Below are 25295 nucleotides of genomic sequence, written 5' to 3' on the forward strand. Positions count from 1 at the left end.
CAGCAACTGATGTGCGGTTATTTGACCCTTGTCACCAAATAATAAACCAATAAATCTACCAGTAAGAAGCATTATATCCCATTTCATTTATGAGATTTTTGTTATTGATTTTATTGTGTTTTTTGTCTTGTTTTTGTGACATCTCTGGCTCGGATACAGTTGCAATTTCTGTTTGTACACCAGATAACAAAACAGTGCTGTTGGTTTGGATACCTTGTTTCTCAGATGCCTGAAAAATGGGTTTGATTGCAGCGTAATGGTTGAATGTTGAGAAAGGAAGTAAAGTGTAATTCGTTGGACTCTGTGTAAGAGTTGGATCTGATTCTATATTTTGTTGATTATATTCTGGGTATTGATTTAGCTGAGAAATTAAGGGAGCCACTTCGATACTGGCTAATTCAGGGCTGGCGTATCGGGTATCGACGCCGAGTTGTTTTAGCCAATCAAAAATAAGGGTCGCAGGTACAAATTGACTGTATCGCTCTGCTGGTCGAAGATTGGTAAGATCTTCTGGGTTGTTGACTATCGCGACGGTAATACCAACAATTTCCCCTTTTTCATTAAAAACGGGCCCACCACTCATCCCTGACATAACGGGGGCGTCACTGAGGGAATATAAGCAATCTGTATTAGTATCGAATACATCTTGTAGGTATTTCCCTTCTCCTTTCACTTTATTGCCTAGTAATGAATGCCCTTCATGGATCACTTTTTCGTCTGGGTAGATCAGCCCCCATTTGGGAATACGGCTTGATGATGCTCGAACGAGGGATAAATCACAGCGAGGATGATGAATTACATCTAAATCCCAAGATACTTGAGCAACATGCCGTGCCGTGATCTGATACTCCTCATTGACTGGCACTGAAGAGCCAAACCCGCCTAGTAACATTGGCACGCCAATAATGACTAAATGATTGGCTTCATTTGAGTCAGCATGGCTAACACTGCCATTAGATTGAATACATCCTGCTATAACAATGATGGCTGCGAAAGGTAAGCTGTATTTAATAAGCCGTGATAATGGGCGAGTAGAAAAAGTCATATTTAGGTCCTTTCGATAAAAATGAAAGCCAAATGCTTTTTTATCGTGTGACCTAAAGGTAGAGGTGACGGGGGGGACGTTTAGCGTTGAAAATGAGAAAAAAAATGTTTACTCATCACTGAGTAAACATTCTTATATGTGCACCTAAATCCTTGTTATAAGAGATTCAAGTGCCAATGTTGTCTTGCGTAAGAATAAGCTCGTTGGCTTACTTTAGTTTCGTTCTGTGACGATTTCGCGAGAGAATACTTTTTCACAGTATTTACATTTTAGCTGGATATCATCATTCTTGTTGATAACCTTAAAGCTACTATCGACAGGCTCGTTATGCGTTATACAGTTACTATTTGGACATTCGAAAATAGCATTGATTTTTTTAGGTAACTTGAGTGCTAATTTTTTTGCAACTTCATAATTTTCAATTTGGTTTACTGTTGCATGGGGTGCATACAGTGCCAATTGGTTTGCTTGCTCTTCGCTAACGTAGACGTTTTCAATCTTAATCAGATCTTTAGCACCCATCGCTGATGATGGTAAATTCAAGCCAATTGTTACGCGCTGATTCGTTTTATGAAGTTTGAACAGCTTGAGTACTTTAATGCCTACGTTAGCAGGGATATGGTCGATAACAGAACCATTTTTGATTGCTTCAACCTGTAGTTGCGTTTCCTTAGTCATTATTGTTATCTCCGGCTTAAAGTTGTTCGTTAAGTACAAGTGCTAGCAGTGCTTCACGTGCGTAAACACCGTTTTCAGCTTGCTGGAAGTAATAAGCATGCTTCGTTTTATCAACGTCTACTGTGATTTCATCAATACGTGGTAATGGGTGCAGAATTTTCATGTTATCACGCGCTTCTGCCAGCATGTCTGCTGTTAGGATGTATGCCGCTTTCATGTGTGCATATTCTGACTCATCAAAACGCTCTTTTTGTACGCGCGTCATATAGAGAACATCGAGTTCAGGAATAACTTCTTCCATCGATGCATGAAGGCTGTAGCTGATGCCTGCATCATCCAGCTCTTCACAAATGTAATCTGGCATCGCTAGAATTTCAGGAGCTACAAAGAAGAACTTAATGTTGTTGAACTTTGATAATGCTTGCGTCAGAGAGTGTACCGTTCGACCGTATTTAAGGTCACCTACGAAAGCAACATTCAAGTTATCTAAGCGGCCTTGTGTTTCGAAGATGCTAAATAAATCGAGTAGGGTTTGTGTTGGATGTTGGTTTGCACCGTCACCACCGTTGACGATAGGTACACCGTTTGAAAATTCAGAAGCAAGACGCGCAGCCCCTTCTTGTGGGTGGCGCATAACAAAGGCATCAACATAAGAAGAGATAACCTGAACTGAGTCAGCTAGAGTTTCACCTTTCTTTGCCAGTGATGTATTACCACCGTTATCAAAACCGATAACTGTACCACCTAGGCGCTGTACTGCCGTTTCAAAAGACAGACGCGTTCGTGTTGATGGTTCAAAGAAGCAGCTCGCCACTACTTTGTTTTTAAGTAGATCTGGATTTGGTTCTGCTTTTAGTTTTCCAGCAGTCTCAACAATAAGTTCAAGTTCACTTCGGTTTAATTCCGGAATGGAGATGATGTGCTTTTGAAACAACGAGTTCGCCATGGCTTCTCTTCCCTATATAGATACAGTTACGAAATATGTCCGCTCTCACGCAAAAAGCGGACAAAAAAAAGCCCCCTTAAAAAAGGAGGCTCTTTTTAAAATAAATAGAAACAAAAGAAAATAAAACCAACGCCAATTTTCGGCGGTACTGAGTTAAATGATATTTAACTAGTTGGTTCATGTTATCTCTCTGTTTTGACAAATTGCGAAGAATTATACGCCCATTCTTTGTCAACGCAAGCGTTTGCGTAAACTATTCATTTTATGGGATTTTATGCAAAAATACTGCGTATTATTATCAGCAGATAATGAGTAATAACTTACTGAATACGTGGGTATTTATAGTGCTATTTTGATATGTGATTGTTGGCATAAAATGCAAATGCCGCCCAGAAGGGCGGCATTAATTATAAGAGTTTTAAGGCTTTCTACGTCAAATCTTTAAAACTCAAGAGAGTCGATTACTGACCTAATGTTGCTACCATAATTGCTTTGATGGTGTGCATACGGTTTTCAGCTTCGTCGAATACGATAGAGTGCTTAGATTCAACCACTTCATCCGTTACTTCAACGCCGTCTTTAAGCATTGGGTATTCTTGAGCAAGCTCTTTACCAACAACAGTGTCTTCACCGTGGAATGCAGGTAGGCAGTGCATGAATTTAACATGTGGGTTGCCAGTTGCTTTTAGCATATCCATGTTTACTTGGTAAGGCATCATTAGGTCGATACGTGCAGCCCAAGCTTCTTTTGCTTCGCCCATTGATACCCAAACGTCAGTGTATAGGAAATCACAACCTTTAACGCCTTCTTGAACGTCTTCAGTCATTGTGATTTTAGCGCCAGTTTCTTCAGCGATTTCACGACATTGAGCAACTAGTGCTTCCTCAGGCCAGAATGCTTTAGGAGCAACTAGACGGATGTCCATACCCATTTTAGCAGCACCAACCATTAGAGAGTTACCCATGTTGTTGCGTGCATCACCTAGGTAAGCGAATGTCATTTCGTGTAGTTGTTTGCCACGACCATGCTCTTGCATAGTTAGGAAGTCAGCAAGAATTTGAGTTGGGTGGAACTCATCAGTAAGACCATTCCATACTGGAACACCAGCGTAAGCGCCTAGGTCTTCAACGATTTCTTGACCGAAGCCACGGTATTCAATGCCATCGTACATACGGCCTAGTACACGAGCAGTGTCTTTCATTGATTCTTTGTAACCGATTTGAGAACCAGCAGGGCCCAAGTAAGTTACGTTAGCGCCTTGGTCATATGCAGCAACTTCAAATGCACAGCGAGTACGAGTTGACGCTTTTTCAAAGATAAGCGCAATGTTCTTACCCTTTAGGCGAGGCTGCTCGTAACCGTTGTACTTCGCTTTTTTCAACTCAGCAGCTAGTTCTAGCATGTGTTGAATTTCACGTGGAGTAAAATCTAGTAATTTCAGGAAGTTACGGTTGCGAAGATTAAAAGCCATGATGTTTTCCTCTTAAGAATCAGTTTTACTGACCGACAAGCTGTCTAATGTGTGACAATGCAAAATGTCGGTCGGTATTATGTATTGTTTATCGTACTATTGCGCATTTGTGAATAACTATTCCATTATTCTGCAATAATATTTGTGCCAGCTTCACCTTTAAGGATGCGTAAACCTGCTTCCAGTGAGCCGATACCGACTAATTTTCCGCCTTGATTGATGAACTCACATGAAGCATCAATCTTTGGACCCATAGAGCCCGCATCAAAGGCGTATTGCGCTAATTCGCTTGGTGTTGTGCTGCGTAATGCTTTTTGTGTTGGTTTGCCCCAATCAAGGAACACTGCGTCTGCATCGGTTAAAATTAACAGTGCATCGGCATTAAGTTGTTTAGCTAAGAATGCTGCTGACATGTCTTTGTCGATAACTGCTTCTACACCAACTAACTTACCGTTTTCTTTTTTCACTGGGATGCCGCCACCGCCCGTACAGATCACTAGATGCTGTAGGTTAATTAAGGCTGTGATAGCGTCATCTTCAATAATGCCTGTTGGTTGTGGGCTTGGCACAACACGGCGGAAGTACTCACCATCTGGTTTTACTGTCCAGTGGTATTTTTCTGCCAATTCGCGTGCTTCTGCTTCATTGTAAACAGGGCCAATTGGTTTTGTTGGGTCTGCAAACGCTGGATCTTCAGGATCTACGCTCATCTGTGTTACAAGGCAAGATACGTTCTGCTCTGGCAGAATGTTCTTCAACTCTTGCATTAAGATATAGCCAATCATGCCTTGGGTTTCTGAACCTAGTACATCGAGTGGGTATGGGCTTACTTTCGTGTATTCCAGCCCCTGTAGTGCTAATAAGCCAACTTGTGGGCCATTACCGTGTACTAACACTACGTTATATTCTTTCGCAATTTCTGCGATGGATTTTGCTGCCGTAGCAATGTTCTGACGCTGAATATCTGCTTCTAGTGGCTCGCCGCGACGTAATAGGGCGTTACCACCAAGTGCAACAACAACAGTTTGCTTGGTCATGGGATCGTCTCTCTTGGTTTTATTTTTATTGGCCGGTATTTTCTACCGGCCATATTTTTTGCTTAGCATTACTGCTTTGCACTTGAGCTTTTTATGGCTCAAGGTTTCTTGACTATGGCTTAGATACCGTCACGTTCGATTGGGCAACTCATGCAGCGAGCACCACCACGACCACGGCCTAGTTCGTCACCTGGGATAGGTAGAACTGTGATACCTGCTTTGTCGTATTTTTCGTTAGTGTAAGTGTTACGCTCGTAACCGATAACCACACCAGGCTTAACAGTTAGTACGTTGTTTGCATCATTCCACTGCTCACGTTCAGCTTCGAAGCTGTCACCACCAGTAGTGATTAGGTTTAGTTGATCAACACCAAGTGCTTTCTCGATTGCAGTAACGAAGTAACCTTCTTCTTTCACATTTACTGCGCCAGACTCATCACCTGTTAGGCTCCAGCACTGCACGTCTTTACGCACAACTTCTGGGTAAACAGAGAAAGTATCTTCACGCATGTGTGTCATCACTGTGTCTAGGTGCATGCAAGAGCGGTGCTTAGGTAGTTGCATTGCAATAATTTGCTTTGCTTCACCGTGTTTGAATAAGCTAGATGCTAGCTGCTCAACACCTTGTGGTGTAGTACGCTCTGACATACCGATAAGCACTGCGCCTTTACCGATAACCAGTACGTCGCCGCCTTCAATCGTTGAGTTGTCGTACATTTTTTCTTCGTCGCCGTAGTACTTGATAAAGTCTTGACCAGCGAACGTTGGGTGCCAGCGGTAGATTGCGCGAACATGGTTTGTTTCGCGTTGACGAGCCGCTTTCGCCATTGGATTGATTGATACGCCGCCGTATACCCAGCAAGATGTGTCGCGAGTAAATAGGTGGTTTGGTAATGGTTCAATGATGAAATCAGTAGGTTCGTGCATACCTTGCATCATTGAAGCAGATTTTACTGGTAACTCTGCGTAGCTAAGGCCGCCAAGAAGAATTGAAGATAATTCAGTATTTGGCAGGTCTGCAAGGAAACAACGTACGTCATTTGCAAATGCTAGACCTAAACGGTAATCAGAGATTTGAGTAGTAAGAAGCCACTCTTTCGCTTCAGGTACTGCTAATGTATCTGCAAGAAGGTCACCAAGAAGCATTACTTCTACGCCTTGATCACGAAGTGTTTTAACAAACACATCATGCTCTTCGCCAGCACGTTCAACAGCTAGTACATCATCAAATAATAGGTCGTGGCAGTTTGATGGTGTTAGGTGAGTTAGGGCACGCTCTGGACGGTGAACAAGAACGCGACGTAATTGACCTACTTCAGAACCTACATAGAACTTACTCATGATCGTATCTCTCTATTATTATGCCGACTTAATACCGTCAGCTTTATTTGTTTTTGCGAGGTCGAAAGTTTATTTAATTAAATCCTTCGCTTCGTTTCTGTAATTTATTCTACTCTTTCACTAATAAGAGTCTTAGAGGTTTGTCACACTTTACCTATTAATACACTAAGCTAAGGTGTCGGTTTTATTAACATTATTCATGCATTTGTATGTGGTTTTCAGACGTGGGTTTTTATGTGATTAAATCAACTTAATGCGTAAAGTTGACCGTGTAAGTTATTGATATTTGGTGTTATTGGTTTTTTGTTGGGTGTTTTATTCAATACTGATATTAGTTTGATTTTGTATAAAAAATAATCTTATGCACTTAAAGTGGTTGCTTATATAGATAAAAGGTTACATTTAATATAATAGTAACAAATATTTTTCTTTTTATTTTGTTGTGACACGTTTTTGTAGTTTTAATACATGATTATTCTATGCATTAAACAACCGCTTTTTACTTGTAGTTATTATTTGTTGTAATGGTTGTACTTACCTTTAATTATTAATTTGGTTTTTATTTTAATTTGAAATGTTGGTGGTGATTTTATTAGCGTAAATTATTTATTAAATAAGATGACTTTATTTTATTGTGCAGGGAGGGGGATGAATAGCGACTTTATTTTATCGTAAGTAACAGTTTCATTTTTATTGGTAGTATTGCCAATAGTGTGCGATTTAACAATGATGAGCGTGAGTATTCTAAAATATAAAAGCACTTGGTTCTTTACCGCCTGTTATTGTGCATGATCGTGGGGAGGGTTTAATAAGCAGGCAGATATGTCTATACCCAAGTTACCTCAAGATGTTCGTTTCAGCGAGAATTTATTGGGCTTTAGGAAAGGCGCTAATTTATAGACCTGGTTCTACGTTAAAAATTAGCAACGCTGTATAAAACCCAATAAAACTCGCCCTTCGGGAGTGACTTAACGTGTCTACTTCCGTGTCAAATGTGTTTGAAAGGGAATGCCATTCCCACACATACTTTCTTTGAATTAAACACGTTGAGGCCACTCTGAATCCTGCATCTTGAGGTGACTTGGGTATAAAGCGATGCTTTGGTCATAAGGAAAGAGACGGAGTGCATTAGGAAGGTGAAGGCATGAGTTGATAATGAATAGAAATAACAAAGCCACCCAGAGGTGGCTTTAACGTTAGGATTTATAGGTTATAAATCTTTTCTATTAAGGGTTATAGCATTGCGCCAACACTTAACATAACCATTGTAAGAACAATAAGAATACCAAGTAGAGGAGCGACCCATTTAACCCAGCGCACATAAGGAACACGAGCGATAGCCAAGCCACCCATAACAACAGCAGAGGTTGGTGTTACTAGGTTAACGACCCCAGATGCTGATTGGTATGCAGTCACAACAAGTTCACGTCCAACACCTGCGAAGTCAGCCAATGGCGACATGATAGGCATGGTTAATACAGCAAGACCTGAAGATGATGGGACAAGGAATGATAGTAAGATTTCTAACCAGTACATCACGTTGATGAACACAACAGAAGACAGACCTGTTACAGCATGCTCTGCAGAGTTTAGAATGGTATCAGTGATCATACCGCGGTCCATGATAACCACGATACCACGTGCGATACCGATGATCAGTGCTACACCCAGTAGGTCACGAGCACCATCAATGAAGCTGGTGGTGAACTCTTCTTCACTCATGCGAGCGATGATACCGATGATGATGGTTGCGCCAAGGAACATCGCTGAAATTTCAGCCATCCACCAACCTGCAACAGACACACCGTAAATCATGATGCCGAAAGAGACAGCAAAAAGCGCTAAGATAATTTTACGTGTTGTTGTGAACTCAAGCATTTCGCTAGAGCGATTACCTAGGAAGTGTGAAATGTTTTCTTCGTACTTATCATAAACAATTGATTTAGTTTTATCTGCACGAACCATTTTTGCATAACGCATAACGTAAGCAACACAGATTAACCAGCCCACAACCAACATTGCGATACGTAGACCGATACCATCAGTGAATGGAATACCCGCTGCGTTTGCTGCAATAACAGTGGCAAATGGGTTAATGGTTGAACCAAGTGTACCAATACCTGCACCTAATAAAACGGTTGCAGCGGCGACAACAGGGTCAAAACGTGCAGCTAGCATTACTGGAACAAGTAACGTGTAAAAAGGTAACGATTCTTCTGCCATACCATAGATGGTACCGCCGGCCGCAAACAATGCCATAAGAATCGGTATCATTAACTCCTCACGCCCATCCAATCGGGCTGTAACGCGCTCGATACCTGCATCAATAGCACCAGTCTTAGTAACTAGACCAAGAAAACCACCGATGATCAAAATAAATAAAGAGACATCAATCGCTGCTGCTTCGTAGCTATTGTGATCATAGAAGCCATCAATAGGCGCTAACAATACATCGACAATACCTTGTGGGTTACCCTCAACCGCATGATAAGTACCTGTAATTGGCACTTCTTTTCCAAGGCTTTCATTCATTTCACGATCATATTGACCGGCAGGCACTATCCAAGTAAGTAGTGCGACTACGGCGATAAGACCAAATAATATTGTGTAGGCTGAAGGGAATTTAAAGTTGGCAAAGAAGCCACCTTTTTCTTCCTTGTTTACGGTTTGAGTCGTCATAATTGTCTCCTTGCACCTTATGCTTATTATTTTTAGCATTCGGTGTAAACCAGCACGCCACATCAGAAATTAGGCGTAAAAGGGCTTGCTAAGCATACTGCTCAGTAAAAGTATTCTGGATGTCGAGGGTGGGGTTCTTACCCTATGGGATCAGTTATGCAGTGTAACTGCTCAGCCTCAGGATCGGCATCTGATGTATTCATGATTGTATCTCTCTGTATTTATTTGTAGCTCAATAGTCTTAATTGCCATCGAGTCTGTTTTTGTTTTGCGCCCTGATTTTAGTCTTCTGGTGCCACGTTATCTTTGGGGTTGTTCACATTTTTCTGGCACTGCATTTTGACTTAACCGATGATGATGCTTGTTGTTTAGGGTATTTTGCGACAATTACTGGGTGAATATGCTTTTAGTCATATTTTATGGTAATTGGTTTTATGCGTAATACGAAATGGGTATATGCAGCTAAGCGGTGATTATAAGGCGTTTATGTCTTTTTATGTTGTTATCACTAAGCGCGTGTCTATGCGTTTTTTTTCAATAAGTCGTAGGTTTTAAGTTTTTTAAAAGTGAATAGGGTGGAACTTTATGCACTCTGCTTATGGGTAAAAGTGTGCGAAAGGTAGGGCATAAATCAGAAGAAACATTGATAAATATCAATTTTATTGAACGGTATGACTAACCGATGGTAATTACTATCAATCCATGCGATATTTGCCTGCAAATTTATTCCTCTATTGGAGTTATCCCATGTCTTATGCAGAACTGATTGAAGAGCAAAAGGAAGAAACCCGCGATATTATTGCAGCATTGCTGGAAGATGGCAGTGAGCCTGAAGCACTTTATACGATTGAGCACCACTTCTCGGCAGATACATTTGCTGAGCTAGAAGCTGCTGCAGTAGAAGCATTTAAAATGGGCTTTGAAGTACTCGAAGCAGAAGAACTTGAGCTAGCTCCTGAAGATGGTGGCGGCAAAGTTGTTTGCTTTGATGCCGTGATGGAGTCAGCACTGAATGCTGAACTGATTGACGAGCAAACTGAAAAGCTAATTGCACTTGCTGATAAACATGATATTGATTATGACGGTTGGGGTACTTACTTCGAGTCTGATGAAGATGATGATGAAGATGAGTCGGAAGATAAGCCAGAAGCTTAATACTTATCGTTAGTTAAAAAGAAGCCGACTGAAGTCGGCTTTTTTTTGTCTGTAATTTGATTAGAACATCGGTTAACGTCGTTAATTTTGTCAAACTTTTACTCGGCTCACAGAGATACAATTCTCACCTCTATTTCGATCTATTAATGTCTTATAGCTTGCGTTTGCCCCTCATTTTAATCTCATTCTCATCTTATTATGTTGTTGTTGGTTTTTCTGGAGCACGTAATGACAATCTCTTTAAATGGTCAGTGGTTACTGGCTTGTGTGCAGCGTAACTCGATTCAAGATATCGCTATTTCATTTCCAGGTGACGTACATTCAGCCTTGCTGGATGTCGGCATTATTCCTGAACCGTACTGGGCTGATAATGAAGCTAAAGTACAATGGGTCAGTGAGTGTGATTGGGTTGTCTCACGCCATTTTGAACTGACAGAAGATGATATAGCCTGCAAGGCTTTAGATTTGGTGTTAGATAATCTCGATACCGTGGCTGAAATACGAGTAAATGGTCACAGTGTTGCTGATTTTCAAAATATGTTTATGCGTCATAAAGTGAATATTTTACCCTGCTTATTGGTGGGTAATAATAGGATTGAAATCGTATTACATCGCGCAGATATTGCTGCTAAAAACCGTGCAGATCGTTTACCGTTCCCTATCCCATGGGCGGTGGGTAACAACCAGATCCCTCATATGAATACCCTCCGTAAAACCCAATGCCATACAGGGTGGGATTGGGGGCTTTGTTTATCTGTTATTGGTATTTATGGCGACATTCTGCTTCAGCCTATTCAACAGGTGCGTGTGAGCCATGTGAGTACCGAGCAGCATTGGGATGATTGGCGTTGTGATCTTGAGGTCACGATTCATTATGAATCAATACCTAACTCAGGATTAGCATCCGCATCTGTTTCATTTGATGGGCAAACGTATCATTTGGCATTGGATCAAACATCGACCCAATCAACCGTGCTATTTAGAGTGGATCATCCTAAGCGCTGGTGGCCAGCAGGTTACGGTAAGCAGCGGTTGTATGACTTACAGGTTGTGGTTAATGGCTACCATATCGAGAAAAAAATAGGGCTTCGCAAGCTTGAATTATGCACTGAAGATGATGACATCGGCCAGAGCATGGTATTTAAAGTTAACGATGTGCCAATCAGCGCTAAAGGTGCGAATTGGATTCCTATGGATGCACTGCCAAGCCGGATAAATGATCAGCGTTATCGGCAATTACTTGAAGATGCGGTTGCCGCCAATATGAATATGCTGCGGGTATGGGGCGGTGGTATGTATGAAAAAGACATTTTTTATCAATTGTGCGATGAGTTAGGTTTACTGGTTTGGCAAGATTTGATGTTTGCATGTGCGCTGTACCCATCAACACCTGATTTTATTACTGAAGTACAAGCTGAAGTGGAATTTCAAGTGAGGCGTTTAAAGGATCACCCTTCAATGGCTCTATGGTGTGGTGATAATGAAGTGATCGGCGCTATCGGTTGGTATCCCGAATCTCGTGAGAACCGAGAAAAATATGTGGTGAATTACGACCGGCTCAATCGCGCGTTATCAGAAACGGTCACGCGTGAAGATCCTTCTCGTCGTTTTTGGGCGAGCTCCCCGTGTAATGGGGAGTTAGACTTTGGCGATGCGTGGCATGATGATCATCGTGGTGATATGCATTTTTGGGATGTGTGGCATTCAGGTAAAGATCTCGAAGAATATCGCAGTGTAACCCCCCGATTTTGCTCTGAATTTGGTTTTCAATCGTGGCCGTCACTGCCAACGGTGCGCACCTTTGCACCTGAAAAAGACTGGAATATCACCTCTCCAAGCTTTGAATCGCATCAAAAAAATGCTCGAGGTAATTCAATTATTACCGAGATGTTTACCCGTTACTTCCGTTTCCCTAATGGCTTCGCCAACATGCTTTATGTGAGCCAAGTACAACAAGCGCTTGCAATTAAAACAGCAAGTGAATATTGGCGAGCCCAAAAGCCAGTCAATCGCGGTATTTTGTATTGGCAACTGAATGATTGTTGGCCTGTGAGCTCATGGTCATCATTAGAATACAGTGGCCGATGGAAGCAACTGCATTACCATGCGCGACGTTTTTTTGCGCCGCAATTGGCGGCGTTTGTGCCTAATGACGGCGGGGTTGTTTTGCATCTGATTAATGACTCACGAAAAAGTGCTGAATTAAAAGGTGAGGTGGTGTGGCAGAGCTGGCAAGGTGAAATCTTATATCGTGAACCAATCTCGCAATATCTGGAACCCGATAAAAATATTGTGGCATGGCAATGGTTAGCTGAAGATTTACAGCAGCATGAAGCGGATGGCTTTTTTCATGTGCATTTAACCTGTGGACAAGAGGTGATAGAGAATACCTATTTCCCTTTAAGGCCGAAGCATTGTGAACTGGCTGCTCCTGAATTACGCTATGAAGTTGCTGATATTAATAACCAGCTTTACGTAATGCTAAATTGTGAACATCCTGCGTTCTTTGTTCATTTGGAATATGCTGGTGAAGGGCGCTTTGACGATTCTAGTTTTACGTTAGTATCTGAGTATCAGAAACAAGTGAAATATCTTGGCCCAGCGACCTATGAAGAGCTTGTTGCGGGGCTAACTGTTTACCATTTGCACCAGAGCTACCAGCCTTAATCGAAGTGCTCGCTAGTTAATAAAAAATGAGCCAGTAGAGAAAGCTATTGCTTGCCTACTGGCTTTTTTATTTAATTACGGATATCACCTAAAAGGTTTTGAGCATGCGAACTTCACACGCATCGTGACCGGTATCTCCCATAGCATGTGGAATATGAACAAACCCCAATGACTCATACAAGGCAATCGCTTCTGTTAGATTCTCGGTTGTTTCGAGGTAGCACCCTTTATAGCCGTATTCGCGGGCAAACTTTAGCGCTTTTACCGCTAAGCTTCGGGCTAGCCCTTTGCCACGCAATTCGTTTAGGAAGTACATTTTCTGCAACTCACATAATCCATCAGTATTGCTTAGTGCTGCAACGCCTCCACCGCCAAGTATTCGATGATCTTTTTCAACTACCCAATATTGGCAGCCATCCGGTTGATAAACCTCACTCATTGAATCGAGCGTTGGATCGGCTACGCCATAGCCTTTATCTGCGGTTAAACCATATTCTGCTGACACCTTTCGAATAATGGCAGCGACGGAAGCATTATCTAAAGGGGTTAATGGACGAAGGGTATAATCGTGTTGTTTGCTAGCGGTATGAATCGCTTTGTTGTAGCGCGTAAGGCTGTTTTTGAGTTTGGCGATCTCATCGCTGTCCATTTGGTCCAGTACCGTTTGCACATGAAGGTTGAGCTGGGTGTGTAAAGACGTCAGTGTTTGTTGGCCCAGTAACGTTAGCTGAGAGAGTTGGCTGCGTTTATCATCAGGATTCGGGGTGCTTTCAACTAAACCTAAATTGAGTAAGACAGCTAAAGTTCGACTCGCATTCGATTTATCAACCTTGAGTTTATCTGCCATTTGGCTAACGGTGCATGACATATATTCAAGTTCAATCAATGTATGAGCTTGCACGGGGGTTAACTTTAACAACCCACAATGGTTATCCAGTAAACCGAGTTGGCGAACCAGCTGGCGAGAGAGTTGGCGGAGTTCTTCTGGTTGCATGGCATGATCTCTCAAATCAATATAGTTGCGATATATATCTATATTTACTTGCGTACCGCAACAAAGTCAAGCAAAGACCTTTAGTGATAGATTGCTACTTCTACAGATTGCTAAGAAATAAGTGATTCTTCTGGCGTTATTGCAATTGAAATATTCAAAATTAATATGAATTGAGCTTATTATCATCAGGTTGCAGTATGAGATACTGGCTATTATTTGTTAAATAAATAATCTGTTGGTGGGTCATTCAATCACTGACCAGATAGCTATCAATGCAGCATTTATAAAAATAAAGGAATAATAAAAATGGAAAATCAGGTTAGGTTTTATGGCCGAGGGCGTGAGTTTTTCGGCATCTGGATCGTGAATCTTCTGCTCAGTATTATCACGTTAGGGGTCTACTCGGCCTGGGCTAAGGTCAGGACCAAGAAATACTTTTATGGGAATACGGATGTGGCTGGTGACCGATTTGACTACCATGCCAAGCCGATTCAGATCCTCAAGGGGCGTATCATTGCCATGCTATGTGTCACCGTTTGGTTTATATCGAGTAATTTCTTCCCAGTGGTCTCTGCCATCTTGTTCATTGCTTTTATTTTGCTGATGCCGTGGCTGATTCGAAACAATACCCGTTTCGATGCCCGAGTGACGAGTTTCCGCAATGTCCATTTTGACTTTACAGGCTCGCTGAAAGAAGCCTACGGGGTGTTCCTTGGCTGGCCGGCTCTCTCTTATCTCTTGATCTTTTTGTGTATCTTTTTCGCTGGAGCAGTAGGGGGAAGCTACCCTATCTGCGGTGTCATTCTGGGTTTTTTGACCTGTGTTTTCGGCTTTATTCTTTATGCATGGGTATCGGCGCAGGTAGCGTCATACTTCATTAATGGCTACCGATATGGTGATCGGGCCTTTAGTGGAACCGTTGATCTTAAAGTCTATATCAAAACCTATCTGTTAGGTGGCCTTCTGGGGGCTGCGCTTACTCTGATCCCGCTGATTATTGGTGGGGTATTGGGTGGATTCTCCCTATTGGCCCAGTTCAGCTCACCAGACCAATTTGCTGATCAGGGCACATCATTGGGGATGGTTGTTGGTATGTTGGCTGGCTATGCCTGCATGGTTCTTATCATGCTTGTCGTAATGGGTTTTGTACAGGCTAGGTTACGTAACTATCTGTTTGGACAAATTAAAAGTGACGGCGAGCTAGAATATAGTTTTGGCTCCCAGATGACGGCTTGGGGGCTTGTTGCACTGATGGTTACCAACTTCCTACTGATGGTCGTTACGCTGGGCTTTGCTCGTCCGTGGGTAATGGTGAGGAGTGCCAACTATGTTGCCGATGTTACGGTCGTAAATGGTGATCTTGAACAGTTGGTGGTTGAAGGTGCCGATATGACAACCAATTCAGCAGTGGCAGACGAGGTGGCCAATGCCTTCGATCTGAATATAGGGATCGGATGATTGTCAGCGGCTTTTGCCATCCTCCCCGAAGTTCAGAAAAGCGTAATGCCAGCGTGGAGTTACTGTCGCAAGGCCTATTGCGGCTGGTGACGGAGCAGGAGCAGGAGCAGGAGCAGCAAGAGTTGCCTGTGGCTGAGCTTGAGATCAGTGAGCCTCTGGGCGATCTGCCGATTAAGCTGATTTTTCCGAATGGAATGCAATTCATTCCACATGATTCACGGTTGCTAGAGAGCGTCTTTCATACTCGCCAACCTTCTCGACTGCATCGAGTCGAGCGGAACTTGTCGATGATTGCAGGTAGCCTAGTGGCGATGGTCATGTTGTTCGTTTTGTTTTTTACCCACGGAATGCCTTGGTTAACAGGAACCCTAGTTAAGGTGATGCCGACGCAGGTGTCGGTTGTCGTCGGGGAGCATGTGTTGGCTACGCTGGATGAGCATATTCTGGAGCCCAGTGAGCTCATTATGGAGCAGCAAACTTCGATTAACCAGAGGTTTGTTGGAATGACCGCCAAGCTGCCGCCGATACCGGTGGAACCCAAATTGCTATTTCGCAACTGGGATGCGGGACCGAATGCTATGGCGCTCAGTGATGGCTCGATAATTGTTTTGGATGCGCTGGTTGATCTGGCTGAAACACCGGAACAGCTCGACAGTATTTTGCTGCATGAATTGGGACACATTCAGCACCAGCACATAATGAAATCCTTGGTGCGTTCTACCTTACTTTCAGCCTCTGTAGCGGTGTTAACCGGCGAGAGCACTGGCTTGATTGATACACTTAGTGGAGCTGGAGTGTTTCTGGCATCGCAGGGTTACTCCCGAAGCGATGAGCAAGAAGCGGATGCATACGCAGCTGTTCAAATGAAGCGGCTCTATGGCACTGTGCAGCCCATGCAGCAGATGTTTGAAAGCCTGAAATTGCTGGGTGCGAAGGGGGAACTGCCAGAGTGGCTGAATACTCACCCTGCCTTAGAGTCAAGGATTGAATCGTTGGCCGAGTAATACCATTCTGGATAAGTAAATAGTCAGATAATTGCGCAGGAAATGTTGATAATAACAAAGCAGTAATTGAAGTAACTCGTTATTCTAATTATAAAATTTATAATGTGGTTATAAACAATTTAAACCAGCAAGGATGGTCAAGTACTTGTCTTGATTGGTATAACAGTCTTTCTGGGTTTTTGGTTGTTGCTGCTGGCGTGTGTTTTGCGCCTAGTGGTGACATACCAGCATATTAAGAGCGTTGTGACGAGTATCGTTTTCCGTCTGCTCTTTTCGTTGCCAAATACGTTCGTGGAAATAATATACCACGGTATTTATCGCTGGTTCTATCAGCGCCATCATGCCGCCAATGAGTGCATCGCCTGTCAGTAAATACACCACAGTAAATGCAACGGAGAAATGTACCATGGCAAAACTGATGGTTTTACTGGCTGGGGCACTGTAGTGCGATTTTTTCAATAAATTGGTCTGCCACGCTTTTTCATGGAAGTAAAAGGCCACAGTGTTGACCATCGGTTCGATCATCGCAATCAAACTACCGATCAATAGATCGCCAGTTAATAAGTATGCAACGGTAAAAGCGACTGTAAAGTGAAGTGCGGCAAAACTGATGGTCTTTTTCATGGTGACGTCCTCTCTCTTGATGCCGCTATTATTACGAATTATTCTCAATTATAAAATTCGATTGTTTATATTAGTTCGATAGGCAAGGACTATTAATATGGGGTGAGGCGGAGTTGAAAGGCGAAGAGAAAGCATTAGTTAGAATATGTGTGATTCTCAATCATACGGTGGACTATTTATTCTGTTAGCGCTTAGAATTTAAAACAAAAAAAGCCCGACGCTTACGCGTCGGGCTTATTCAATCATGAACTGTAAAGCGAGGGCTTACAGTGCTGCGATCGTTTCTTTTTGAGCTTCTAGTTTCACCAAGGTTTCCTGGTAACCTTCTAGTTTCTCACGTTCTTTCGTAATAACAACTTCTGGCGCTTTAGCAACAAAACCTTGGTTGTTAAGCTTACCTTCGATACGCTTAATCTCACCTTGTGTCTTTGCTACTTCTTTATCAAGACGAGCAAGCTCAGCATCTTTGTCGATAAGACCTGCCATTGGGATCATCAACTCAGATTTACCCACAAGCGATGTTGCACATGCAGGTGTTGCTTCACCTTCAGCTAGTACTTTGATGCTGTCTAGTTTGGCAAGAGAAGTCAGTACTATTTCGTTTGCTTGGATACGAGCTGCATCTTTTTCATCTGCAACTTTAATCATCACGTCTAAGCCTTTGCTTGGCGCGATGTCGTATTCAGCACGTAGGTTACGGATACTTGAGATAAAGGCTTTCACCCACTCAAGATCGGCAACAACGTCAGGGTTGAAGTTATCTTCATTAAACTGAGGCAGAGCCTGAGTCATGATAGTTTCACCGTCAACACCAGCAACCAGCGGTTTCACACTCTGCCAGATTGATTCTGTAATGTACGGAAGTACAGGATGAGCAAGACGCAGTGTCTTCTCTAGAACCGTAATGAGTGTGTAACGCGTTGCACGTTGCTGTGCTTCAGAACCTTTCCATAGTACAGGCTTAGTTAATTCTAAGTACCAGTCACAGAACTGGTTCCAAATGAATTCATACAGTGTGTTTGCTGCCATATCTAAACGGAAGTTATCGATGTGGGCATTAAACTCTTTCGCTGCTAGTTCGAACTGAGATTGAATCCATTGGTCAGCTAAAGAGAATTCCATCTCTGCAGCATTGCCAAGATCTGAAGTCATACCACAATCTTGATCTTCTGTGTTCATCAGTACGTAACGGCTTGCGTTCCATAGTTTATTACAGAAGTTACGGTAACCTTCTAGACGCTTCATATCCCAATTGATATCACGACCAGTCGATGCCATTGCAGCAAGTGTAAAGCGTAGTGCGTCAGTACCGTAGGCTTCAATACCGCCTTCGAATGCTTTACGCGTTTGCTTTTCAATTTTTGCAGCAAGCTTTGGCTGCATCATGTTGCCACAACGCTTTTCAACTAACTCTTCAAGGCCAATACCGTCAATCATATCGATTGGGTCAAGTACGTTACCTTTAGATTTAGACATTTTGTCACCGTTTTCATCACGGATTAGACCCGTAACGTAAACAGTTTTGAATGGTACTTGTGGTTTACCGTTTTCATCTTTACAGAAGTGCATGGTCATCATGATCATGCGAGCAACCCAGAAGAAAATAATATCAAAGCCAGTTACAAGTACATCTGAAGGGTGGAATGTTTTAAGGTCAGGCGTTTGTTCAGGCCAACCTTGAGTTCCAAATGTCCAAAGTGCAGATGAGAACCATGTATCAAGTACATCATCGTCTTGGCGCAGTACAACAACAGGTGCAAGATTGTTATTAGCACGTACTTCTTCTTCAGTACGGCCTACATACACTTTACCTTCGTTGTCATACCAAGCTGGGATACGGTGGCCCCACCAAAGTTGACGAGAAATACACCAATCTTGAATATCACGCATCCAAGAGAAGTACATGTTTTCGTATTGCTTAGGTACGAATTGAATTTCACCGTCTTCAACTGCTTTTGTTGCAGTCTCTGCAAGTGGAGCAGCACGTACGTACCACTGGTCTGTTAGCATTGGTTCGATAACCACACCACCACGATCGCCGTACGGTACAGTCAGATCGTGATCTTTAACTTCGTCAAGTAGACCTAATTCATCAAATTCTGCCACGATAGCTTTACGTGCAGCGAAACGTTCCATGCCATGGTATTTAGCTGGAAGTTCTGAACAGTAAGCATCGTTTGCTTCACCGTTAGTATCGAACACTTCAGCTGCATCACGGATGTCTGCATTGAAGGTTAGAATGTTGATCATTGGTAGGCTGTGACGTTTGCCTACTTCATAATCGTTGAAATCATGCGCAGGGGTAATCTTTACACAACCCGTGCCTTTATCCATATCAGCGTGTTCATCGCCAACAATCGGAATTAAACGACCAACGATGGGTAGTTCGATATGTTTACCGATAAGATCTTTATAACGAGGATCTTCAGGGTTCACTGCAACACCCGTATCGCCAAGCATTGTTTCTGGACGCGTGGTTGCTACAACGATGTAATCTTTGCCGTCTGCTGTTTTTACGCCATCCGCAAGCGGGTAACGGAAATGCCACATAAAGCCTTTTTTGTCTTTATTTTCAACTTCAAGATCCGAAATTGCAGTGTGCAGTTTTGGATCCCAGTTAACGAGGCGTTTACCACGGTAGATAAGGTCGTCTTCAAATAGACGAACAAATACTTCTTGAACCGCGTTAGACAAACCGTCATCCATAGTGAAGCGCTCACGCTCCCAGTCTACAGATGCACCTAGGCGGCGAAGCTGTTGAGTGATGTTACCACCCGACTCAGCTTTCCATTCCCAGATCTTATCGATGAACGCATCACGACCGTAGTCGTGCTTAGTTTTGCCTTCTTCAGCAGCAATTTTACGTTCCACAACCATTTGGGTTGCGATACCTGCGTGGTCAGTACCGACTTGCCAAAGGGTATTTTTACCTTTCATTCGCTCACAACGGATCAGGGTATCCATAATGGTATCCTGAAATGCGTGGCCCATGTGCAGGCTACCAGTGACGTTTGGCGGTGGAATCATGATGCTGTATGCATCTTTAGATGTATCACCGTGAGGCTTGAAGTAACCAGCCTCTTCCCAGCGCTGATATAGCGCTTGTTCAATTGATTGTGGGTTGTATGTCTTTTCCATAGCGCTCTTAGAAGGATCGATGTGGGAATTAGGGCGTCTCAGGGGCAGTGGCGGTCTGTATTTGAATGCCAGCAAGGCGATAAGCCTTGTAACGTTCACGTGCCAACTGCTTGAGGTTTTCATCGCAAGGGACGAAGTCTATCACTTGTGGGAAGGTTACGGCAAAATTTGGTGTATCTTGACCCAAATTTATTAGCAAGCCCCGTCGTCCACTATGTCGTAAACCGGGCCAGCCTATTTCAACAGGTGATCCGCCTCGTGGTCCTTCTCCAATTAAATTGTGAGGAACGAAGTTATCAGGCTCTTGTTGCCATAAATACTCATCAAGTTGTTCTGCTTGTGCCTTATTTTCAGCTAGCAGATAAACTTTGTTACCTTGCTGGTAACTCAATGCTGCCTGATGACAAGAAAAATGAAGCAGATAGTCGCTATCAGCTTCAAGATGTTTATCTTCAATTATATAAAAAGTAGCATGAGTCATAATATTTTTCTCAAAAAGAAAGGGACCTTTAGGCCCCTCTTTTTAGCTGTCTTATTCGACGTTTTCGAGGCCTGCGCGGTTTAACAGGAACTGGACCAGTAATGGTACTGGACGACCTGTTGAACCTTTCTCTTTACCGCCAACCCAAGCTGTACCCGCGATATCGAGGTGAGCCCAGTTATACTTTTTCGTAAAGCGTGATAAGAAACAACCAGCTGTAATTGTGCCAGCGCCTGCTGAGCCAAGGTTTGCCATATCGGCAAATGGGCTTGCAATTTGATCTTGATATTCATCAGACATTGGTAAACGCCATGCGCGATCACCTGATTGCTCAGATGCGTTGATCAATTCATGCGCTAGTGGGTTATGGTTACCCAGTAGTCCACTAATGTGATGACCAAGTGCGACAACACATGCGCCAGTCAGGGTTGCAACATCGACAACACACTCTGGTTCAAAGCGCTCTACATACGTTAGCGCATCACAAAGTACTAAGCGGCCTTCAGCATCGGTATTCAACACTTCAACTGTTTGGCCTGACATCGTGGTAATAATGTCACCAGGTCGATAAGCATTGCCACCTGGCATATTTTCACAGCCAGCTATAATACCAACTACATTGATCGGTAGATTTAGCTTAGCCAGTGATTTCATTGCACCAAATACTGATGCTGCACCACACATGTCGTATTTCATTTCATCCATTTGAGCGGATGGTTTAATTGAAATACCACCTGAATCAAAGGTTAACCCTTTACCGACCAATACAATTGGTTTCGCGTCTGGATCAGCACTGCCTTTGTATTCAATGACTGACATCATGGCTTCATTTTTAGAGCCTTGACCTACCGCTAGATAAGATGTCATGCCAAGCTCTTTCATTTCCTGTTCACCAATAATTTTGGTGGTGACAGTGTCAAAATCATCAGCAAGGCGACGTGCTTGTGAGGCTAAATACGCTGGGTTAGCCACGTTTGGTGGCATGTTACCTAGATCTTTGCTCGCCTTAACACCTGATGCGACAGCAAGACCATGGGTAATAGCGCGTTCACCTAGTGACAGTTCACGACGTGTTGGTACATTAAAAACTAATTTACGTAGTGGTCGGCGAGTCTCTGGTTTGTTACTCTTAAACTGATTAAAGGTGTATAGACTATCTTTTGTGGTTTCAACAGCCTGACGAACTTTCCAGTATGTATCACGACCTTTTACATGTAGTTCAGTTAAAAAGCAGACAGCTTCCATTGAACCTGTTTCATTTAACGTGCTGATGGTCTTTTTGATAATTTGTTTGTATTGGCGCTCATCAAGTTCACGTTCTTTGCCACAACCCACCAATAATACTCGCTCTGAGAGTACGTTTGGTACATGGTGAAGCAGTAGCATTTGTCCGGGTTTACCTTCGAGGTCACCACGGCGCAATAAAGAGCTAATATAACCATCACTGATTTTATCTAGCTGTTCGGCAATTGGAGAAAGTCGACGTGGTTCAAAGACGCCTACGACGATACAGGCACTGCGCTGTTTCTCGGGGCTGCCACTTTTTACACTAAACTCCATGCGTACTCCTACATCCTATTAAAGACAATTAATGCTAAATGTTAGATAATACCGCACTTATCTTGCTGGACCGCTTTTTCGGTATAGGATTAAAGTGCAGGCTAACAAATAGCCGAAAGATAAAAAAATAACTGATTTACCGAAAAACTATAGTGATTCCACTAAAAAAACAAGTTTTCTATGGGTATATAACGCGTGATTATTGTTAGGTATTTGACTCGTGAGACATTAAAAAGCCAATTAGCCGTTTTATTTGTGCTTTTTTTGGTCTTTATCAGTCAGAAGTTTATTCGCATTCTAGCAGATGCAACCGATGGTTCGATCCCCGGTGATCTAATTTTGACCTTGATGGGGCTGTATATGCCATCAATGGCATTGTTGATGCTGCCTCTTAGCCTTTATATCGGTATTTTGCTGACTTTTGGTCGTCTCTATGCTGAAAGTGAAATCACCGTAATGAATGCAACAGGGATCGGAAATAAGTTTCTTATCCAAGCGGCATTATTGCTGGCGATGATTACCGGATCGGTTGCGGCATTTAATTCCTTGTGGCTAGCGCCATGGAGCTCTGAGCAAGAAACCCAAGTCATGGAAAGAGTCGAATCTGATGTGGGGCTTGATTTATTGGTTAAAGGTCAATTTCAACCCGCTCCGGATGGAAAAGGGGTCGTCTTTGTTAATGATATTACCGATAAAGGCAGCAAACTCGAAAAAGTCTTTGTCGCTCAAATCGTTGCTCGTGACACTATGCGCCCCAGTGTGATGGTGGCAGAACGCGGGTACGTGAGTGAGTTAGATGATGGTCGTCAGATACTAGATCTTAAAGATGGTACGCGTTATGAAGGTGTGCCGACTCGATTAGATTACTCTATTACTGAGTTTGAAGATTACCAAGCATTGATTGGTCAGCGTGCTATCCGTGAGAAAAACCGAGATTGGGATGCTTTGCCTACCCCTACATTGATGCAACACTCCGAACTGGCTGCTCGCGCTGAATTTCAGTGGCGCGTATCAATGTTTTTATGTATCCCCTTATTAACAATGGTTGTTGTTCCTCTATCATCAGTCAACCCTCGACAGGGGCGGTTTGCAAAACTCTTCCCAGCCGTTTTGATCTATTTAGTTTATTTCTTAGCGATAAGTGCCGCGAAATCAGCAGTAGAAGATGGAAGTTTGCCTTCGTACATTGGGCTGTGGTCTATCAATGTTGTGATGTTTGTTGTTGCTATCGCCTTAAACTCTTGGGATACCATGCCAATCCGAGTGTTAAAAGATAAATTACGGAGACGCGGTTAATGTTTAAGATTTTAGATTGGTACATTGGCCGAACGATTATCGCAACAACGGCGTTGACGCTCTCAACTTTGGTAGGGCTATCTGCCATCATTAAATATGTTGAGCAGCTGCGTAAAATAGGTGATGGCACTTACGACTTATGGAAAGCATTGATTTATGTTTTGTTGAGTATTCCACGTGATATTGAAATGTTTTTCCCGATGGCGGTATTACTCGGGGCATTGATTGGTTTAGGCATGTTAGCGTCGAGCTCTGAATTAGTTGTTATGCAAGCAGCTGGTTTTTCGAAGCTTGATATTGGCTTATCTGTTTTAAAAACAGCCGTTCCTCTTATGCTTATTGTGATGGTGCTAGGGCAGTGGGGGGCACCTCAGGCACAAAAGTCGGCGCGAGAATTACGTGCTATTTGGACTTCAGGAGGCAATATGCTTTCGGTTCAAAGTGGCGTGTGGGCCAAAGATGGTAATGATTTTATTTATATTGGTCGCGTGCATGAACAAAGCACTTTAAATGCGGTGAATATTTGGCAATTTGATGACGAAGATACACTCTCTAAAATGGTCTTTGCGAAGTCAGCATCTTTTACCGATGAACAAGGTTGGTTGCTTGCTGATGTGACGGTAACAAACATTTCGAAAATACAGCAAACCAATACGAAATTTGACACGCTGCCTTGGAAGACTTCACTGTCTCCTGATAAGTTAGCTATTGTGACGGTAAAGCCTGAAGAGCTGGCATTATCTGGTGTGTATGATTACGTCAGTTATTTAAAAGAATCGAAACAAGATGCATCTCGTTATGAATTGGCATTTTGGCGAAAGTTGCTTCAGCCAATTTCGATTGCCGTTATGATGTTACTTGCATTGTCTTTTGTATTCGGACCATTGCGTTCGGTAACCATGGGGGCAAGGGTATTATCTGGAGTAATCTTTGGGTTTACTTTCTACATATCTAACGAAGTATTTGGACCAATGAGCCTTGTCTACCGGCTCCACCCTGCGATTGGAGCTCTAGGTCCGAGCCTTGTATTTCTACTGATTACAATTTATCTACTTAGACGTAAGTTATAGTTAAAACGTCGTATTGAACGATGTAAAAAAGGAGCCGTTTGGCTCCTTTTTTTTATGGTAATCACAACGGCTATCTAACGTCAGTGACAATCATTTCACATTCGGCCATCAGATCTTGAAAAGACTGTTTTGTTGTACTGAATGGGGATAATAAGTTACCTAACCCAAATGCAGATGTTCCCATGCGAATGAACGCTTGCGTTAAACGAATATTAGAGCCGTCTGTATTCTGTAGACGTAGTTTCCATGCTCGCATTCCTAGTGTCTGTCCTCCCTTACACCAAAAGTATGCGAAGAAACTAATGACAACGGCAGCTAAATAAAAACTGTAAACCAGACTCGCGACAGGGTGAGTACCAAGATAAGCACTTGCATCTTCGTAACCAGTAATATCTAAAATACCAAAATGTAATAAAGCGGCAATCAACGTCATCACTGCTCCGCCAGCCAACATGAGTACAGCCGCGACGACTAAGCAGTCATATAGCCATGCCCCCAAGCGGCGGAAAATACTAGGATATTGTTTTGACTGTTGAGCACTCTTTGATTGTTTCTTTTTCATGTTTGTACCAACCCACTTCCTGTTAGTGCGATATAAAGCGATTCAAGAATTAGTGACGTGCCACTGTCTACTTTAAAAGCGATGAGCAT

The 25295-nt window shown here is 42.8% G+C and carries 19 protein-coding genes; 6 read left to right on the plus strand and 13 right to left on the minus strand.

Annotation, left to right across the window (positions count from 1 at the left end; translation table 11 throughout):
* Positions 1 to 55: 55 nt before the first annotated feature.
* The 7 genes from C9J48_RS20315 to C9J48_RS20345 all read right to left on the minus strand — a co-directional run bounded on the left by C9J48_RS20315 (position 56) and on the right by C9J48_RS20345 (position 9197).
* Positions 56 to 1045: a S1 family peptidase gene (locus C9J48_RS20315; protein ID WP_006228324.1), complete on the minus strand. Its 990-nt coding sequence runs from the start codon at positions 1043 to 1045 to the stop codon at positions 56 to 58.
* Between the two features lie 213 nt (positions 1046 to 1258).
* Complete coding sequence (pyrI, locus tag C9J48_RS20320) at positions 1259 to 1723, minus strand: aspartate carbamoyltransferase regulatory subunit (RefSeq protein WP_006228323.1); 465 nt, start codon at positions 1721 to 1723, stop codon at positions 1259 to 1261.
* A gap of 16 nt (positions 1724 to 1739) precedes the next feature.
* Positions 1740 to 2669, minus strand: coding sequence for an aspartate carbamoyltransferase (gene pyrB, locus C9J48_RS20325; RefSeq protein ID WP_006228322.1), 930 nt, complete (start codon positions 2667 to 2669; stop codon positions 1740 to 1742).
* Between the two features lie 461 nt (positions 2670 to 3130).
* Positions 3131 to 4141, minus strand: coding sequence for an ornithine carbamoyltransferase (locus tag C9J48_RS20330; RefSeq protein WP_006228320.1), 1011 nt, complete (start codon positions 4139 to 4141; stop codon positions 3131 to 3133).
* A 125-nt stretch (positions 4142 to 4266) separates the two neighbouring features.
* Positions 4267 to 5178 (minus strand): carbamate kinase, encoded by a 912-nt coding sequence (gene arcC, locus C9J48_RS20335; protein WP_006228319.1) that lies wholly within the window; start codon positions 5176 to 5178, stop codon positions 4267 to 4269.
* A gap of 119 nt (positions 5179 to 5297) precedes the next feature.
* Positions 5298 to 6518: an arginine deiminase gene (gene arcA, locus C9J48_RS20340; protein ID WP_006228318.1), complete on the minus strand. Its 1221-nt coding sequence runs from the start codon at positions 6516 to 6518 to the stop codon at positions 5298 to 5300.
* Between the two features lie 1233 nt (positions 6519 to 7751).
* Positions 7752 to 9197, minus strand: a complete 1446-nt coding sequence (locus C9J48_RS20345) for a YfcC family protein (protein ID WP_006228317.1) — start codon at positions 9195 to 9197, stop codon at positions 7752 to 7754.
* Positions 9198 to 9944: 747 nt separating this feature from the next.
* Here C9J48_RS20345 and rraB point away from each other — a divergent pair.
* Both rraB and C9J48_RS20355 read left to right on the plus strand, forming a co-directional pair.
* Complete coding sequence (gene rraB, locus C9J48_RS20350; RefSeq protein ID WP_006228316.1) at positions 9945 to 10352, plus strand: ribonuclease E inhibitor RraB; 408 nt, start codon at positions 9945 to 9947, stop codon at positions 10350 to 10352.
* 228 nt (positions 10353 to 10580) lie between these two features.
* Positions 10581 to 13019, plus strand: a complete 2439-nt coding sequence (locus C9J48_RS20355; protein ID WP_006228315.1) for a beta-mannosidase — start codon at positions 10581 to 10583, stop codon at positions 13017 to 13019.
* Between the two features lie 88 nt (positions 13020 to 13107).
* Here the strand turns inward: C9J48_RS20355 and C9J48_RS20360 are convergent, their stop codons facing one another.
* Positions 13108 to 14013: a bifunctional helix-turn-helix transcriptional regulator/GNAT family N-acetyltransferase gene (locus C9J48_RS20360; protein ID WP_006228314.1), complete on the minus strand. Its 906-nt coding sequence runs from the start codon at positions 14011 to 14013 to the stop codon at positions 13108 to 13110.
* Between the two features lie 306 nt (positions 14014 to 14319).
* Between C9J48_RS20360 and C9J48_RS20365 the strand changes: the two genes are divergently transcribed.
* Both C9J48_RS20365 and C9J48_RS20370 read left to right on the plus strand, forming a co-directional pair.
* On the plus strand, positions 14320 to 15471 hold the full coding sequence (locus tag C9J48_RS20365; protein WP_006228312.1) for a YjgN family protein: 1152 nt from the start codon (positions 14320 to 14322) through the stop codon (positions 15469 to 15471).
* The gene (locus tag C9J48_RS20370) at positions 15468 to 16475 is read left to right on the plus strand and encodes a M48 family metallopeptidase (protein WP_006228311.1); all 1008 of its coding nucleotides are present in this window, start codon (positions 15468 to 15470) and stop codon (positions 16473 to 16475) included. Before C9J48_RS20365 ends, C9J48_RS20370 begins: the two co-directional genes overlap by 4 nt.
* 210 nt (positions 16476 to 16685) lie before the next feature.
* Here the strand turns inward: C9J48_RS20370 and C9J48_RS20375 are convergent, their stop codons facing one another.
* The 4 genes from C9J48_RS20375 to pepA all read right to left on the minus strand — a co-directional run bounded on the left by C9J48_RS20375 (position 16686) and on the right by pepA (position 22278).
* The gene (locus C9J48_RS20375; RefSeq protein ID WP_006228310.1) at positions 16686 to 17099 is read right to left on the minus strand and encodes a DUF2061 domain-containing protein; all 414 of its coding nucleotides are present in this window, start codon (positions 17097 to 17099) and stop codon (positions 16686 to 16688) included.
* Positions 17100 to 17363: 264 nt separating this feature from the next.
* Positions 17364 to 20237 (minus strand): valine--tRNA ligase, encoded by a 2874-nt coding sequence (locus C9J48_RS20380; protein WP_006228309.1) that lies wholly within the window; start codon positions 20235 to 20237, stop codon positions 17364 to 17366.
* Positions 20238 to 20265: 28 nt separating this feature from the next.
* The gene (locus C9J48_RS20385; protein WP_006228308.1) at positions 20266 to 20718 is read right to left on the minus strand and encodes a DNA polymerase III subunit chi; all 453 of its coding nucleotides are present in this window, start codon (positions 20716 to 20718) and stop codon (positions 20266 to 20268) included.
* 51 nt (positions 20719 to 20769) lie between these two features.
* A complete protein-coding gene (gene pepA, locus C9J48_RS20390; protein WP_006228307.1) occupies positions 20770 to 22278 on the minus strand; it encodes a leucyl aminopeptidase in 1509 nt (502 codons plus the stop codon).
* A gap of 195 nt (positions 22279 to 22473) precedes the next feature.
* Between pepA and lptF the strand changes: the two genes are divergently transcribed.
* Both lptF and lptG read left to right on the plus strand, forming a co-directional pair.
* Positions 22474 to 23574 (plus strand): LPS export ABC transporter permease LptF, encoded by a 1101-nt coding sequence (lptF, locus tag C9J48_RS20395; protein WP_006228306.1) that lies wholly within the window; start codon positions 22474 to 22476, stop codon positions 23572 to 23574.
* Positions 23574 to 24644 carry an LPS export ABC transporter permease LptG gene (lptG, locus tag C9J48_RS20400; protein ID WP_006228305.1) on the plus strand — a complete coding sequence of 357 codons (1071 nt, stop codon included), beginning with the start codon at positions 23574 to 23576 and terminating at the stop codon, positions 24642 to 24644. The genes lptF and lptG overlap by 1 nt, the downstream gene beginning before the upstream one ends.
* A 70-nt stretch (positions 24645 to 24714) precedes the next feature.
* Here lptG and C9J48_RS20405 read toward each other — a convergent pair whose 3' ends face one another.
* The gene (locus C9J48_RS20405) at positions 24715 to 25206 is read right to left on the minus strand and encodes an RDD family protein (protein ID WP_006228304.1); all 492 of its coding nucleotides are present in this window, start codon (positions 25204 to 25206) and stop codon (positions 24715 to 24717) included.
* Positions 25207 to 25295 lie beyond the last annotated feature (89 nt).

It is taken from the genome of Photobacterium profundum (assembly GCF_003026285.1).
Classification (GTDB): Bacteria; Pseudomonadota; Gammaproteobacteria; order Enterobacterales; family Vibrionaceae; genus Photobacterium; species Photobacterium profundum.